This window comes from Rhodovarius lipocyclicus (assembly GCF_009900765.1).
GTDB classification, from domain to species: Bacteria; Pseudomonadota; Alphaproteobacteria; order Acetobacterales; family Acetobacteraceae; genus Rhodovarius; species Rhodovarius lipocyclicus.
This window is the reverse complement of record NZ_JAAABL010000014.1, coordinates 65,862-80,364: the sequence shown is the minus strand read 5'-3', so window position 1 is coordinate 80,364 and position 14,503 is coordinate 65,862. Positions and strand designations below refer to the sequence as shown.

General features: G+C 70.5%; 6 protein-coding genes. 4 read left to right on the top strand and 2 right to left on the bottom strand.

Annotated features, from left to right (window positions below; translation table 11 throughout):
• Positions 1-411: 411 nt before the first annotated feature.
• Positions 412-3,006, bottom strand: coding sequence for an ATP-dependent chaperone ClpB (gene clpB / locus GT007_RS11940; RefSeq protein WP_160121836.1), 2,595 nt, complete (start codon positions 3,004-3,006; stop codon positions 412-414).
• Between the two features lie 112 nt (positions 3,007-3,118).
• Here clpB and GT007_RS11935 point away from each other — a divergent pair, with 112 nt between their 5' ends.
• Positions 3,119-3,874, top strand: coding sequence for an MOSC domain-containing protein (locus GT007_RS11935; protein ID WP_160121835.1), 756 nt, complete (start codon positions 3,119-3,121; stop codon positions 3,872-3,874).
• 220 nt (positions 3,875-4,094) lie between these two features.
• On the opposite strand, the gene GT007_RS11930 is transcribed toward GT007_RS11935, so the two are convergent.
• Positions 4,095-9,212, bottom strand: a complete 5,118-nt coding sequence (locus GT007_RS11930) for an alpha-2-macroglobulin family protein (protein ID WP_160121834.1) — start codon at positions 9,210-9,212, stop codon at positions 4,095-4,097.
• A gap of 248 nt (positions 9,213-9,460) precedes the next feature.
• Between GT007_RS11930 and GT007_RS11925 the strand changes: the two genes are divergently transcribed.
• The 3 genes from GT007_RS11925 (at position 9,461) to GT007_RS11915 (ending at position 14,497) form a co-directional block, all read left to right on the top strand.
• Positions 9,461-10,609 carry an efflux RND transporter periplasmic adaptor subunit gene (locus GT007_RS11925; protein WP_236571632.1) on the top strand — a complete coding sequence of 383 codons (1,149 nt, stop codon included), beginning with the start codon at positions 9,461-9,463 and terminating at the stop codon, positions 10,607-10,609.
• Positions 10,610-10,613: 4 nt separating this feature from the next.
• Positions 10,614-13,799, top strand: a complete 3,186-nt coding sequence (locus tag GT007_RS11920; RefSeq protein ID WP_160121833.1) for an efflux RND transporter permease subunit — start codon at positions 10,614-10,616, stop codon at positions 13,797-13,799.
• A 182-nt stretch (positions 13,800-13,981) separates the two neighbouring features.
• Entirely contained in the window at positions 13,982-14,497 is a 516-nt protein-coding gene (locus tag GT007_RS11915; protein ID WP_160121832.1) for an Hsp20/alpha crystallin family protein, read from the top strand.
• Positions 14,498-14,503 lie beyond the last annotated feature (6 nt).

Below are 14,503 nucleotides of genomic sequence, written 5' to 3'. Positions count from 1 at the left end.
CCATCAACATAACCAACACCAACAGCTCAAAGCCGCCAGCGCCAGCCACGCATCCAGCCAACACCAAGAACATCAGCGCTCAAAAACGCAGACTTCTCAAAACAGATACAGTTTTAAATCAACAACCGGCCCACCCGACCCAGCGGCTTTCGCCACCGAACCAGGCACCCTTTCGGAGGGGCCGGGGAACCACCGTGGCGCTCGTTGTTGGTGAGCACCGCGTCGGTGAACGGGGGTATATTGGCCTGACGCCAAACTGTAAACCCCATTCGCATGCAGAAACTGCATGGGACCCACCCGGGCGTCCCGCTCTTGACGCAGGCCTCCGGGTTTCTGTCGAGTCACGTCATTGCCATGACTCGGCGCCCTTAACCCCGGAAATGGCGGTTTCCCGCCATTTCCGGCCTTGGCTCAGGCCGCGGCCTGCGCCTCGATCTGCCGCACCCGCAGGGTCAGCCCCTCGGCATCGGCGCCCACCAGCACGGTTTCGCCGTCCTTCACGCCGCCTTCCAGCAGCAATTCGGCCAGCTTGTCCTGCAGGCTGCGCTGAATCACCCGCTTCAGCGGCCGCGCACCATAGACCGGGTCATAGCCAGCCTCCGCCAGCCATTCCCTGGCCGCCGGCTCCAGCTCCAGGCTGATCTGCTTGTCGGCCAGCAGGGCGCGCAGGCGCTTCAGCTGGATATCGACAATGGAGGCCATGCTCTCCCGCTGCAGGCGGCTGAACAGCACGATCTCATCCAGCCGGTTCAGGAATTCCGGCCGGAACCGGTCCCGCACCGCCCGCATCACCGCCGGGCGCGCTTCCTCCACATCATGGCCGTCCGGCAGCTCCGACAGCGCCTGGGCGCCGAGGTTGCTGGTCAGCACGATGATGCAGTTGCGGAAATCCACCGTGCGGCCCTGGCCATCGGTCAGGCGGCCGTCGTCCAGCACCTGCAGCAGCACGTTGAAGACATCCTCGTGCGCCTTCTCCACCTCGTCGAACAGCACGACCTGATAGGGCCTGCGCCGCACCGCCTCGGTCAGCGTGCCGCCTTCCTCATACCCGACATAGCCCGGGGGGGCGCCGATCAGGCGGCTGACGGCGTGCTTCTCCATGAACTCGCTCATGTCGATGCGCGTCAGCGCCCGCTCGTCGTCGAACAGGAATTCGGCGACAGCCTTCACCAGCTCGGTCTTGCCCACGCCGGTCGGGCCCAGGAACAGGAAGCTGCCGATCGGCCGGTGCGGGTCCTGCAACCCGGCGCGGGCACGGCGCACGGCCTTGGCGACCGCTTCCAGCGCCTCCTCCTGCCCCACCACGCGCTGGCGCAGCTTGGCTTCCATGCCCAGCAGCTTGGCGCGCTCGCCCTCCAGCATCTTTTCCACCGGGATGCCGGTCCAGCGGCTGACAACCGCCGCGATGCTCTCCTCCGTCACCGCCTGGTTCACCAGGGCGCCGCCGGTGGTCGCGGCCTCCGCCAACTGCTTCTCCAGCTGCGGGATGGTGGCGTAGCGCAGCTCGGCCGCCTTGTTCAGGTCGCCCCGCCGCTCGGCCAGCTCCTGCTCGGTGCGGGCCTGGTCCAGCTGCTCCTTCAGCTTCTGCCCCTGGGAGAGCCTGCCCTTCTCCTCGCTCCAGGCCGCGGCCATCGTCGCGGCCTTCTCCTCCAGCTCGGACAGCTCACGCTCCAGCTTCACCAGCCGGTCGCGGGAGGCCGTGTCCTCCTCCTTCTTCAGCGCCTCGCGCTCGATCTTCAGCTGCAGCACGCGCCGGTCCAGCTCGTCCAGCTCCTCGGGCTTGCTGTCCACCTGCATGCGCAGGCGGCTCGCGGCCTCATCCATCAGGTCGATGGCCTTGTCCGGCAGGAAGCGGTCGGTGATGTAGCGGTTGGACAGGTTCGCGGCGGCGACCAGCGCGCTGTCCGCGATGCGCACCCCATGGTGCAGCTCATACTTCTCCTTGATGCCGCGCAGGATGGAGACGGTGTCCTCCACGCTCGGCTCGCCCACGAACACGGGCTGGAAACGACGGGCCAGGGCCGCGTCCTTCTCCACATGCTTGCGGTATTCATCCAGCGTGGTGGCGCCGATGCAGTGCAGCTCGCCACGCGCCAGCGCCGGCTTCAGCAGGTTGGAGGCGTCCATCGCGCCATCCGCCTTGCCCGCGCCCACCAGCGTGTGCATCTCGTCGATGAACAGGATCACATCCCCGGCCGCGTCCTCGACCTCCTTCAGGATGCCCTTCAGCCGCTCCTCGAACTCACCCCGGTATTTGGCGCCAGCCACCAGCGCGCCCAGGTCGAGCGCCATCACGCGCTTGTTGCGCAACGCCTCCGGCACGTCGCCCTTCACCACGCGCAGGGCCAGCCCCTCCACGATCGCGGTCTTGCCCACGCCGGGTTCGCCAATCAGCACCGGGTTGTTCTTGGTGCGGCGCGCCAGCACCTGGATGGTGCGGCGGATCTCCTCGTCGCGGCCGATCACCGGGTCCAGCTTGCCGTCGCGCGCGGCCTGGGTGATGTCGCGGGCGAATTTCTTCAGCGCGTCGAAATTGTCCTCGGCGCCAGCGCTGTCCACGCGGCGGCCCTTGCGGGTCTCGGCGATCGCGGCTTCCAGCGCCTGGGGGGTGATGCCCGCGGCGCGCACGGCGCGGCCCGCCGGCGTGTCGCTCATCACCAGCGCCAGCAGCAGCCGGTCCTGCGCCACATAGGCGTCGCCGGCCTTGGTCGCGGCCTGCTGCGCGGCATCCAGCACGCGCACCAGCTCCTGGCTGATCTGCGCATCGCCCGAGCCGCCGCCCTGCACGGCGGGGATCTTGGCCAGATCGGCCTCCACCGCGCGCAGCACCGCGGCCGGGTCGCCCTTCGCCTGGCGCAGCAGGCCGGCGGCGGCCCCCTGCGGGTCATCCAGCATCGCCTTCAGCAGATGCTCCGGCGTGATGCGCTGGTGGTATTCGCGGATGGCGATGGTCTGCGCGGCCTGCAGAAAGCCGCGTGCGCGTTCGGTGAATTTCTCAATGTCCATGGCTCGGTCCCTAGCTTGGCAACCGGCGAGCCAGACCCGTATCGGCGACTGGCAGGCCGCTGGAATGCCTATATGGTGGGCATTCTACCCAGGGACGTTCAAGAGGGCATTGATGCAGGTCGAACACATCTATCGTTTTCCCGTGAAGGGCCTGACGGCCGAGGCACTGGAAAGCGCCCCACTGACGGTGGGGCAGACCATCCCCCACGATCGCCGCTTCGCCCTGGCCCAGGGCGATGCGCCCTTCGACCCGGCGAACCCCCGCTTCGTGCCCAAGCAGAACTTCGCCTGCATGATGGCCCACCCCAAGGTGGTGCTGGTGCGCTCCGTCTTCGACCCCGTGGCCAATGAATTGGCGTTGGCCGCCCCCGGCCTGGAACCCCTGGCCGCGGACCCGACGACCGAGGCCGGGCGCGCGGCGCTGGGCGAATGGCTCACCCGCTTCCTGGGCGAGGAAGCGCGCGGCACCCCCCGCTTCCATGACGTGCCGGGCCACGCCTTCACCGACCAGGTGAAGAAGGGCATCTCCCTGATCAACATCGCCAGCCTGCGCGATTTCGAGGCGAAGATCGGCCGCAAGCTGGACCTGCTGCGCTTCCGCGCGAACATCTATTTCTCGGGCCTGCCCGCCTGGGCGGAGATGGAATGGGTGGGCAAGACCCTGCAACTGGGCGGCGCCAAGCTGCGCGTGTTCAAGACCACCGTGCGCTGCCCCGCCACCAAGGTGAACCTGGAAACCGGGGAACGGGACTGCGAAGTGCCGGACCTGCTGTTCCAGCACTATGGCCACAAGGACCTGGGCGTGCATGCCGAGGTGCTGGAAGACGGGACCGTCTTTCTGGGGGATGGGCTGGAAGTGCTGGATTGAGAAGGGCGACCAGGGAGGCTCTGCCTCCCCGGACCCCTCCGCTGGGGAGATAAGATCTCCCCAGCCCCCTGCGAATAGTTTTAAATAATTGATATTATTGTATATTTTATCGAAAAAACCTTCGCAGCCCCAGGTGCTGTCCCGAAACTGATGGAAAGTAATGGGGGGTTCTCGGGGGGAAAGTCATTTCCCCCCGAGCCGGAGTTTGAGGGCGGAGCCCTCAATCCCCCACCACCACCCGCCCCGTATTCTGCCGCGCGAAGAACTCCGGCCGGTACATGTCGCTGACATCCGCCCCCGGCAGTTCGTACCGCCCGGGCGTGGTCGCCCGCACCCGCCAGGCCAGGCGTGCCAGCGGCTCGCCCTGGCTCAGGCTGATCGCGGCCGCCAGCCGGTCATCCAGCGCCGGCGCCGCCACCGCTTCCGACAGCGTGCCGACCCAGCCCATGCCGGGCACGTCGCCGGCGGGCAGGCGCGTCACCAGCTCCCACCCGGCGGGCAGGCCCTGTTGCAGCATGGCGTCATGGGCCTGGCCGGTTTCGGCCCGTGCTTCGATCTGGATGATGAAATCCGTGCCGGAGCGCAGGGTGTCGAGGTTCAGCGCGGTGCCATCCAGCGCGAAGAAGCGCCGGGCGACGCGCAAGCCGTTGCGCGCCGCGGGCTGGGGCGCGGCGGGGATGCCGGTGATCGAAACGGCCGCCCAGACCGGCGCGCCGCCCGTGTTGCGGGCGGTGGCCGCCCCCGTCAGCGGCACGGTCAGTACCGGGCCGCTCGCGGGTTGCGCCGCGCCGTTCAGGGCGATGGCGGGGGTGCGGCCGTCACGGCCCAGCACCTGGGCCGCCAGCAGCGCCCAGCCGCGTTCCTGCGTGCTGGTGCCGTCGGGGCGGAATTCCGCGCCCGGCAGGCGGGACCGCGCCTCGGCCAGCCGGGCCGGCAGCACGCCGCTTTCGGCCAGCAGCACCGTCACCGCCATGGCATCGCGCGCGGCGGAGCCATAATCGGCCAGCCAGAAGCGCCGGGCCGGGGCGGCGAGGGCGGCGTTGAAGGCCACCTCCGCCCGCGCCACGTCGCCGCCGCGCGCGAAGGTGGCGCCCAGCTGGGCACGGGCCAGCGGGGTGGGCAGATCCTCCAGCCGTTCCAGCAGGCGCCGCGCGGCGCCGAGGCGCACCCGCCCGCCCATGGCCAGGGCATGCAGACGATAGGCCTGGGTGGCGAAGCCCTCGGGGTTTTCCTCGAAGGCGTCCTCCAGCGCTTCCTCCAGGTTCTGCAACACGGCGTTCAGCGCCGCGTCGGGCACGGCGGCACCGGCGGCGCGGGCGCGCAGCAGGGCCTCCGTCGCATAGGCGGTCAGCCAGGGGCGGCCCTCGCCCTGGGCGGACCACAGGGCGAAGGCACCATCATAGCGCTGGCGGTTCAGCACGCTGTTCACGGCGGTCTGCAACCGGGCGGCGCGGTCCTCGCCCCCCCATTCGCCGACCGAGGCCAGGCCCAGCACGCGCGAGCCCGCCTGTTCCGTGCAGTCGAGCGGGAAGGCCTCCAGCGCGCGCAGCATGCCGGGCACGTCATAGCGCACCGGCCCGCCGAACCGCGCGGAGGCACGCCAGCCCGCCAGGAAACGCTCCGCCGGCAGGGCCAGCGGGCGGTCCTGCCCGGGCGGGATCTCCTGCCCTGCCACTTCCGTGACGATGGGGCGGGAGGAGCGGATGACGATGCGGGACTCGCGCGTCACCGAGAAACCTTGCGGGCCAGTCACGGCCAGGCGCAGCACGCCCTCGCCGGGGGCGGTGGCGCGCAGGGTGGCGGCGGCGCGATGGCGCGCGCCATTGGCCAGGCTGGCCGTGACCCGGGTCTCGCCCACCAGGGCGATGGCGCCCTCGGCGGTCAGGGTGGCGGTCACCTCGCCCGCCGGCAGGTCCAGATTGTGCAGCAGCACCGGCAGCCGGGCCTCATCGCCCGGGGCCAGGAAGCGCGGCAGCACCGCCTCGGCCACCACCGGGTCACGCACGGTCAGCGGGCGGCTGGCGGAACCGACACGGCTGCCCGCCCAGGCCACGGCCATCAGCCGCAGCTCACCCGCGAAATCCGGCACGTCGAGCGTGACCTGGGCCAGCCCGTCGGCATTGGTGGCCACCAGCCCGCTGAACAGCACCACATTGCGCTGCGGGATGGGGATGGTGCCGAGATCGCCCATATCGTCGCCGCCCTGGCGCAGGGTGGCGAGGTTCCCCTCGGGCGGGGGGATCAGCCGGCCGTAATCGTCGCGGATATCCACGCCCAGCCGCCGCCGGCCGGTGAAATGCGCCAGCGGATCGGGCGAGGCGAAGCGCGTCAGGCGCAGGATGCCCTCATCCACCGCGGCCAGGGTCAGGTGTGCCACCCCCCCTGCCCCGGCCACGCGCACTGGCAGCGTGATGCGCTGGCGCGGGGTGATGCGCTCGGGGCCCTCGATCGCCACCTGCAGCGCGCGGCTGGCGGGGTCGATCTGCAGCCAGGTCAGGCCCAGCGCGCGGGCGGGCTGGCCCTCCCGCGTCTCGCCGGGGCGGAAGACGGTTACGGCCACATGCGCGCCCGCGCCCCAGGCGGCATCGACGGGCACCTCCACCTCCGTGCCGCCGGCCGGCACCGCCACGTCGCGGATGGACAGCAGCCGGTCCGTCAGCACCGCCACGCTGGCGATGCCGGCGAAGGGCGGGGTGATGCGGATGCGCGCGGTCTCGCCCGGGGCATAGGCCGCGCGGTCGCTGGCCACGTCCACCTTGTCCGGTGCCTCACCGGCATCCAGCGAGATCGCCCAGCCGCTGCGGAAGCGGAGGGAGGAAATGCCCAGCCCCCCAGGCTCCTGCACCTCCAGCCGGTAGCGGCCGAAGGGCAGGCTGCGGGCCAGGCGCACGGGCTCGGCGCGGGTTTCGATCCGGCCGGCCTCCACGGGTTCGGAACGCCAGGTGATGGCGTAGCGCGGCGTGCCCTCGCCGCTGGTCATGCGCCATTCCGGCACCTCCCGCAGCAGCCGCCAGCCGAGCGGTGCCGCGACGGGCGCCAGCTCGGCGTTCAGGGCCAGGATGTCGAAAGCCGCTTCCTGCCCCTCATTCACCGCGCCGCCCTGGAAGACGGGGCGGATGCCGATCAGCCGGCCGCGCGGGCGCACCGGCACGGTGACGGAACCGCGCGTGGCCCGCCCGCCCGGTTCCTCGACCGAGATATCGATGCGCGCCGTCAGCGGCCGCGTCGTATCCGGCAGGCTGGCGAGGCTCACCTCCAGCACGGTGCGGCCCTGCGCGTCGGTGGGCGGCAGGGGCATGCTGTTGAAGGGCGGCTCGAAGATCTCCTCGGTCAGGCCGAATTCGAAGCCGCGCCATTGCGGGAAGGGGGAACGGTCGGCGGTGAAGCTCACCTCCGCGCTGCCGCCCAGCCCCTCGGCCGGCGCGCCATACAGGAAGCGCGCCGTGACCGGCACCTGCAACGGCTGGCCGATGGTCATCGGGCCGGGGTCGGCGATGGCGACATCCAGCCGCTCGGGGATGAAGGCATCCACGCGGATGTCCAGGCTGGCCAGGGGGGGCAGGTCGGGGTCGGTGACCGCCTCCAGCTTCCACAGCCCGGCGGGGGCGCCGCTGGGCAGGGGGGCGGACCAGAAGATCGCCCCCCCCGCCTCACGCGGGGGGACGGCTTCGGCCGCGACCTGGCCATTGGGGCGGCGCAGCCGCAGCCGCACCGGCAGGTCCTGCGGCACGCCCGCCGCATCCCGCAGCAGGGCGGTGGCCTGGATCACCTCGCCGGGGCGATAGATTCCGCGCTCACTATATATAAAGACATCGAGCGGGCCCGGATGCGCCCGGCCGGAGGCCCCGCGGTCCGACAGGTCGAAGGAGGCGGCGTCCAGCGACAGCGCCACCAGATCATCGCCCAGCGCGCCATGCACCCCCATGGGGGCGGCGGCACCGGTGCCGCGCAGCAGGGGGGCGGCGAAGCGCACCACGCCATCGGCGTCGCTCTCGGCCTCGGCCAGCACATCATTGTTGCGCGCCAGCAGCGACAGCTTCACCCCGGGCAGCGGCCGGCCGGATTGCAGGCCGCGCGCCTGCACCGCCAGCCCCTGCGGGCTGCGCCAGGCGGTCAGGCCCAGATCGGTGACGAAGACCGGCAACCCGGCGGAAACGTCGCGGCTGGACCCATCGCCCGGCCGCGCCATCAGCAGATACAGGCCCGGGCCCGCGCCGCGCAGAACCTCCGGCAGGGGCAGGACCACGCGCTGGGTGGTGTTGGGCACCAGGGCGGGCAGTTCGGCCCGGCCTTCCCAGATCACCCGGCCATGATTTTCCGCCATCGCATCGACCTCATAGGAATCGAGGTCCGCGAGGCCGGTCTGGTAACGCTGGGCGGGCACCAGGGCGCGTTCGCCCACCCGCAGCACCCGCAAATGCAGGGCCGAGAGGTTCACCGTGCCCACCCCCACCCGGGCCTGCTGGCCACGCGGCAGGATGAAACGGGAGGCATCGAAGCCGATGCGCGGCGCGCGGTTCGGCATGGAAACCGGCACCGGCGTGTCGCGCGCCAGGCGCAGATCCTGCGCCCCCGGCAGGCCGGCGCGCAGCACCAGCCGCGTCTGGCGGCCATGCGGCAGGCCGGCGACGCACAGGGTCTGCCCCTCCCGCGTCACGGCGATGTCCGGCAGGGCGGGTTCGGCGCGCAGCCAGTCGGCGGGGCGCCAGTCGTTGCGCTCCGACAGGGGGGCGGTGAAGGCGATGCAGGCGGTGGGGGGCTCGGCCTCCGCGTTCAGCGTCACGCTGCGGACCAGCAGGCCGGCGGCGCGGGTGGCATCGGCCAGCATGGTGCGATAGCGCTGATCGCGCGGCGCGCGCTCCACCACGGCCTGCAGCACGCGCAGTTGTTCGGGCACGCGGTCCAGCCGGCGCAGCGCGTCGGCCATCAGCAGCAGAGAGGGAATTTCCGGCGGCCCGGCGGGCACCAGCATGAAGGCGAGCCAGGCGGCCTGCAATGCGCGGGCGTTCTCGGGCGGGGTGCGGGCCAGCTGGGCGCGCGCCAGGCCCATCGCGTGCTCGGGGCGGAAATCGCCCATGCCGATTCGCTCTTCCCAGGCGGCGGCGGCGTTGGGCCAGTTGCTGGCGCGCTCGGCGGCGGTGGCGCGGTTCTCGGCGGCGGTACGCTGCTGGGGGGTGCCGCCCGCCGGGAAGCGGCGGGCCAGGTCCGCCTGATAACGCTCGGAATCATTGGCCAGGCCCGGCAGTTCGGGCGGCTGCTGCGCCAGTGCGCCGGCCAGGGGCAGGAAGCCGGCCAGCGCGAGGCCGGCCAGCAGGATAGCCATTGCGAAGCGCCGCATCCGCGCCCTCCCGATCATCAATTCTTACATGATACAATGGCTTGCAGCATGCCACATCGCGCGAAACGATGAAGTGATTTGCGCGGCCCCTATGCAGGAAGTGCCGGATGCTGCGCCGCCGAGATGCAAAGGAGTTGCACTCGCCCTTTACGAAGTGAAACCGGGAAAGATTCGCCCTGGTCGAACTTCCATGGCACGGTAAATCAATTGTGTCTGACAAAGTGCGGGGCGTTCGGATGCTGCGTGTGATGATGCTGCGTAAGACTCTGCTGCTGGGTGCCGCGCTGCCCGCCATGCTGGCCCTGGCGCCAGCCGGGCTGCATGCGCAAGGGGCACCGGGCGGCGGCGGCGGCGCGCCCCCCACCGCCATCACCACCGACCGCGTGGTGGTGGGCGACGTGCCGATCAATGTCGCCTCCAACGGCGTGGTGCAGAGCGAGAGCGTGGTGACCATCCGCCCCCGGGTGGATGGTCAGATCACGCAGGTGCATGTGCAGGAAGGCCAGTTCGTCCGGCGCGGGCAGCCGCTGTTCACCCTGGATGCCCGGCTGAACCAGGCGCTGCTGGCCCAGCAGGAAGCGCAGCTGATGCGCGACCGCGCCAGCGCCACCCGCGCCCAGGCCGATGCCGTGCGCTACCAGTCCCTGCGGGGCGAAAGCTTCGCCAGCCAGCAGCGCTTCGAGCAGGCCCAGGCCGATGCCGCCGCCGCCGCCGCCACCGTGCTGGCCACCCAGGCGCTGATCCAGCAGACGCGGCTGAGCATCGAATTCGCCCAGATCGTGGCGGAGGCCGACGGCCAGCTGGGCGCCCTGCCGCTGCGCGTGGGCAATTTCGTGCGCCAGGCGGAAAACGTGGCGCTGGGCAGCATCACCCAGATCAACCCCATCCTGGTGCAGTTCAGCATCCCCGAGCGCTGGCTGCCGATGATCCGCGCCACCCAGGCCGCCGGCGGCAACCCCGCCGTGCTGGTCCGTATGGAAGGCGACGCCGGCCCGCCCAGCCGGGGTGAGATCGTGTTCGTGGACAGCCAGGTGGACACCACCACCGGCACCATCGCCCTGAAGGGCCGGTTCGAGAACAGCAATGCCCGGCTGTGGCCCGGCCAGTATGTGCAGGTCTCGGTGGCCGCCGGCGTCAGCCGCAACGCCATCACCGTGCCCTCCGCCGCGGTGCAGACCGGCCAGCAGGGCCGCTTCGTCTTCGTGGCGGAGCAGGGCGTGGCCCGCCGCCGCGCGGTGGAGCTGGTGCGCGTCAACGGCGACCGCGCCGTGGTCACCGGTGAGCTGCGGGACGGCGAAAGCGTGATCGTGGACGGCGCCCAGCGCGTGGTCGATGGCGGCCGCGTGGTGGAACGCGGCCAGCAGGGGCAACGCGTATCCCAGGTGACGGAGCGCTAAACCCATGCATATCAGCGAGCTCTGCATCAAGCGGCCGGTGATGACCTGGCTGCTGTCCATCGCGGCGGTGGTCGCGGGGATCGTGGCCTATACCCGCCTGCCGGTGGCCGCCGTGCCGCGCGTGGACTTCCCCGTCATCTCGGTCTTCGCCAACTTCCCCGGCGCCTCACCGGAGACCATGGCCACCTCCGTCGCCCTGCCGCTGGAACGCGAATTCTCGACCATCGCGGGCCTGGACAGCATGTCCAGCGTCTCCGGCCAGGATACGCTGAACCTGACGCTGCAATTCCAGCTGGGCCGCAACATCGACAGCGCGGCGCAGGATGTGCAGGCGGCGCTGACCCGCGCCCAGCGGCGCCTGCCGATCGAGATGACCACCCCGCCCAGCTACCGCAAGGTGAACCCGGCGGATGCCCCGGTGCTGCTGATGACGCTGACCGGTGGCGACACCCCCCTGTACCGGTTGCAGGACGTGGCGAGCACCATCATCGCCCCCGCCCTGTCGCGCGTGCAGGGCGTGGCGCAGGTGCAGGTGTTCGGCGAGCAGATCTATGCCGTGCGCGTGCGGCTGGACCCGGACCGCATCGCGGCCATGGGCCTGGCCTTCGACACGGTGGGCCAGTCCATCATCGCCGCCAACTCCAACACGCCCGTCGGCCTGCTGACCGGCGCGCGCCAGCAATTGACGCTGCGCGCCAATGACCAGCCGCAGAACGCGCAGGAATTCGGCAACCTGATCGTGGCCGGCCGCGCCAACGCCCCGGTGCGGCTGAACGAAATCGCGAGTGTCGCCGACGGCGTGCAGAACGAGCGCCTGGCCAGCTGGCGCGGCAACCAGCGCGCCCTGGTGCTGGCCGTGCTGCGCCAACCGGACGCCAACACGGTGGATGTGGTGGATGGCGTGCGCGCCAGCATCCCCGCCCTGCAGGCCGCCTTGCCGCCGGGGGCCGAGATCGGCGTGATGCTGGACCGCAGCCTGTCCATCCGCGCCGCGGTGCACGATGTGCAGGAAAGCCTGCTGATCGCCATCGGGCTGGTGGTGCTGGTGTGCTTCCTGTTCCTGCGCCGCCTCTCGGCCACGCTGATCCCCACCGTGGCGGTGCCGATCAGCCTCTGCATCACCTTCGGGCTGATGTACGCCATGGGCTATGGCATCGACAACGTGACGCTGCTGGGCCTGACCATCGCGGTCGGCCTGGTGGTGGATGACGCGATCGTCGTGCTCGAAGCCATCATGCGCCATATCGAGGAAGGCGTGCCGCCCATGACCGCCGCCGTGCGCGGCGCGAAGGAGGTGGGCTTCACCGTCGTCTCCATCACCGTCTCGCTGATCGCGGTGTTCATGCCCATCCTGCTGATGGGCGGCGTGGTGGGGCGCGTGTTCAACGCCTTCGCCGCCACCGTGACGCTGGCGGTCATCGCCTCCTGCGCCGTCTCCCTCACGCTGACGCCGCTGATGAGCAGCCGGATCAAGGCCCATCACGGCCCGCCGGGCATGCTGGACCGGGTGCTGGAAGGCGGCTTCGTCGCCATCGAGAAAAGCTATATCTGGTTGCTGGACTTGGCGTTGCGCTTCCGGCTGATCATCTGGGCGCTGTTCTTCGCCTCCCTGGTCGCGGCCGGCTGGTTCGCCGTGGTGATCCCCAAGGGCTTCTTCCCCATCGAGGACACCGGCCTGCTGCAGGTGAACACCGAGGGCCCGCGCGGCAGCTCCATCGCCGCGATGAGCGAGATGCAGGGCCGCCTGACCGAGATCCTGCAACGCAGCCCCTATGTGAACACCGTGGTGTCCAACCTGGGCGCGGTGGGCGGCAGCATCTCCATCAACCAGGGCCGCCTGTTCGTGGAGCTGAAGCCCAACGGCCAGCGCCCCAATATCCAGACCGTGATCCAGACCCTGCGGCGGGAGACAAGCTCCATCCCCGGCCTGCGCGTGTTCATGCAGCCGATCCAGAACATCAATTTCGGTGCCCGGCAGTCCCGCACGCTGTACCTGTACACCTTGCAGGGCCTCAGGCTGGATGAGCTGTACGACTGGGCGCCCAGGCTGGAACAGGCGCTGTCCCGCGTGCCGCAATTGCAGGACGTGAACACCGACCTGCAGCTGGACAGCCCGGTGGTGGTGGTGAATGTGAACCGCGACCGCGCCACGGCCGCCGGCGTGTCGATCGACCAGGTGCGGCAGGCGCTGTATTCCGCCTTCGGCGCGCGGCAGATCTCCACCATCTATGGCCAGGCCAACGCCTATCCCGTGATCCTGGAGGCCTTGCCCGAGGATCAGCGGGACGAGACGGGGCTGGCCAAGCTGTATCTGCGCGCGACGGTCACGCCCACTGGCGTCGCCGGTGGTTCGACCGGCAGCACGACGGCGCTGGCCACCGGGACGAGCGCCACGACCGCCACCGGCACGACCACCCGGCTGGTACCGCTCTCGGCGCTGGCGAGCATCGAGCGGCGCTCCGGCCCGCTCTCGGTCGCGCATCAGGGGCAGTTGCCGGCGGTGACCATCGGCTTCAACACCCCCCCGGGCGTGGCGCTGGGTGACGCGGTGAACGCCATCCGCGCCGTGGAGCGCGAGATCGGCCTGCCGCCCACCATCGTCACGGGCTTCGCCGGTTCCGCCCAGGTGTTCCAGCAGGCGCTGGCGGGCCAGGGCTGGCTGGTGCTGGCCGCCGTGCTGATCGTCTATGTCGTGCTGGGCGTGCTGTACGAAAGCCTGGTGCACCCGCTGACCATCCTGTCGGGCCTGCCGGCGGCGGGGCTCGGTGCCTTCGCCACGCTGTGGCTGTTCGGCATGGACCTGTCGGTGATCGCCGTGATCGGCACGCTGCTGCTGATCGGGCTGGTGAAGAAGAACGCCATCATGATCGTGGACGTGGCGCTGCACATGCAGCGCGAGGGCCACGCGCCGCTGGAATCCGTGCGCCATGCCTGCATCGTGCGGTTCCGGCCCATCCTGATGACCACCCTGGCGGCGGCGGCGGGCGCGGTGCCCATCGCGGCCGGCTGGGGTGCCGCGGCCGAGCTGCGCCAGCCGCTGGGCTTGGCGGTGGTCGGCGGCCTCGCGGTGTCCCAGGTGCTGACGCTGTTCGTGACGCCAGTGCTGTATCTGGGCTTCGAGGGGCTGGCCCGGCGGTTCAGCCGCGGGCGCGGGGCGGTGCCCGCCGCCCCGGCCACGCCGGCGGAATAGGCCCGGCTGCCTCCGGCTCTTCTCACGGCGCCCTGCCCCCCGGCAGGGCGCCGTTTTCATATCGGCCCCGTTCCGGTTTGACTCTCGTCAATCCCAGGCCCTGGCATATATGCTTCGCTGTGTTCGGGCGCCGCTGGTCCGGATGCCGCGGCGGCCCTTGTTGCAGAGAGGGAGATATTGTCATGAGTGACACCAAGACCCCGGTGCCGAGCCAGACCCCGCCCCATGCCCTTGCCGCGCCGGCCAACCAGTGGCCGTCCTTTTCGGCCCTGCGGGGCGAGATCGATCGCCTGTTCGAGGATTTCTGGCCAGGTTTCGGGGCCAGCCAGACACCGCGCCGCCCCGGCCCCCTACCGGGCGCCACGGCGCCCGCCATCGACCTGACCGAGACCGAAACCGGATACCGCATCGCCGCCGAACTGCCCGGCATGGATGCCAGCAATGTGGAGCTTTCGCTCTCCGAGGATCTGCTGACCATCAAAGGCGAGAAGAAAGAGCAGACCGAGGAGAAGAAGGAGAATTACCATCTCTCCGAACGACGCTTCGGGTCCTTCCAGCGCAGCTTCCGGCTGCCCCGCGATGTAGACCGCGAGAAGATCGACGCCACATTCGACAAGGGCGTGCTCACCGTGCTGCTGCCCAAGGCCGCCAGCGCGGCCGCTGCGGAAAAGAAGATCGAGATCAAGCCGGGAAGCTGATCTCCC

What these genes read in the sequence shown, in the direction of transcription:
- GT007_RS11920 (WP_160121833.1), top strand. Translation starts at nt 10,614, where the DNA reads ATGCATATCAGCGAGCTCTGCATCAAGCGGCCGGTGATGACCTGGCTG.
- GT007_RS11935 (WP_160121835.1), top strand. Translation starts at nt 3,119, where the DNA reads ATGCAGGTCGAACACATCTATCGTTTTCCCGTGAAGGGCCTGACGGCC.
- GT007_RS11915 (WP_160121832.1), top strand. Translation starts at nt 13,982, where the DNA reads ATGAGTGACACCAAGACCCCGGTGCCGAGCCAGACCCCGCCCCATGCC.
- GT007_RS11925 (WP_236571632.1), top strand. Translation starts at nt 9,461, where the DNA reads ATGATGCTGCGTAAGACTCTGCTGCTGGGTGCCGCGCTGCCCGCCATG.
- clpB (WP_160121836.1), bottom strand. Translation starts at nt 3,006, where the DNA reads ATGGACATTGAGAAATTCACCGAACGCGCACGCGGCTTTCTGCAGGCC.
- GT007_RS11930 (WP_160121834.1), bottom strand. Translation starts at nt 9,212, where the DNA reads ATGCGGCGCTTCGCAATGGCTATCCTGCTGGCCGGCCTCGCGCTGGCC.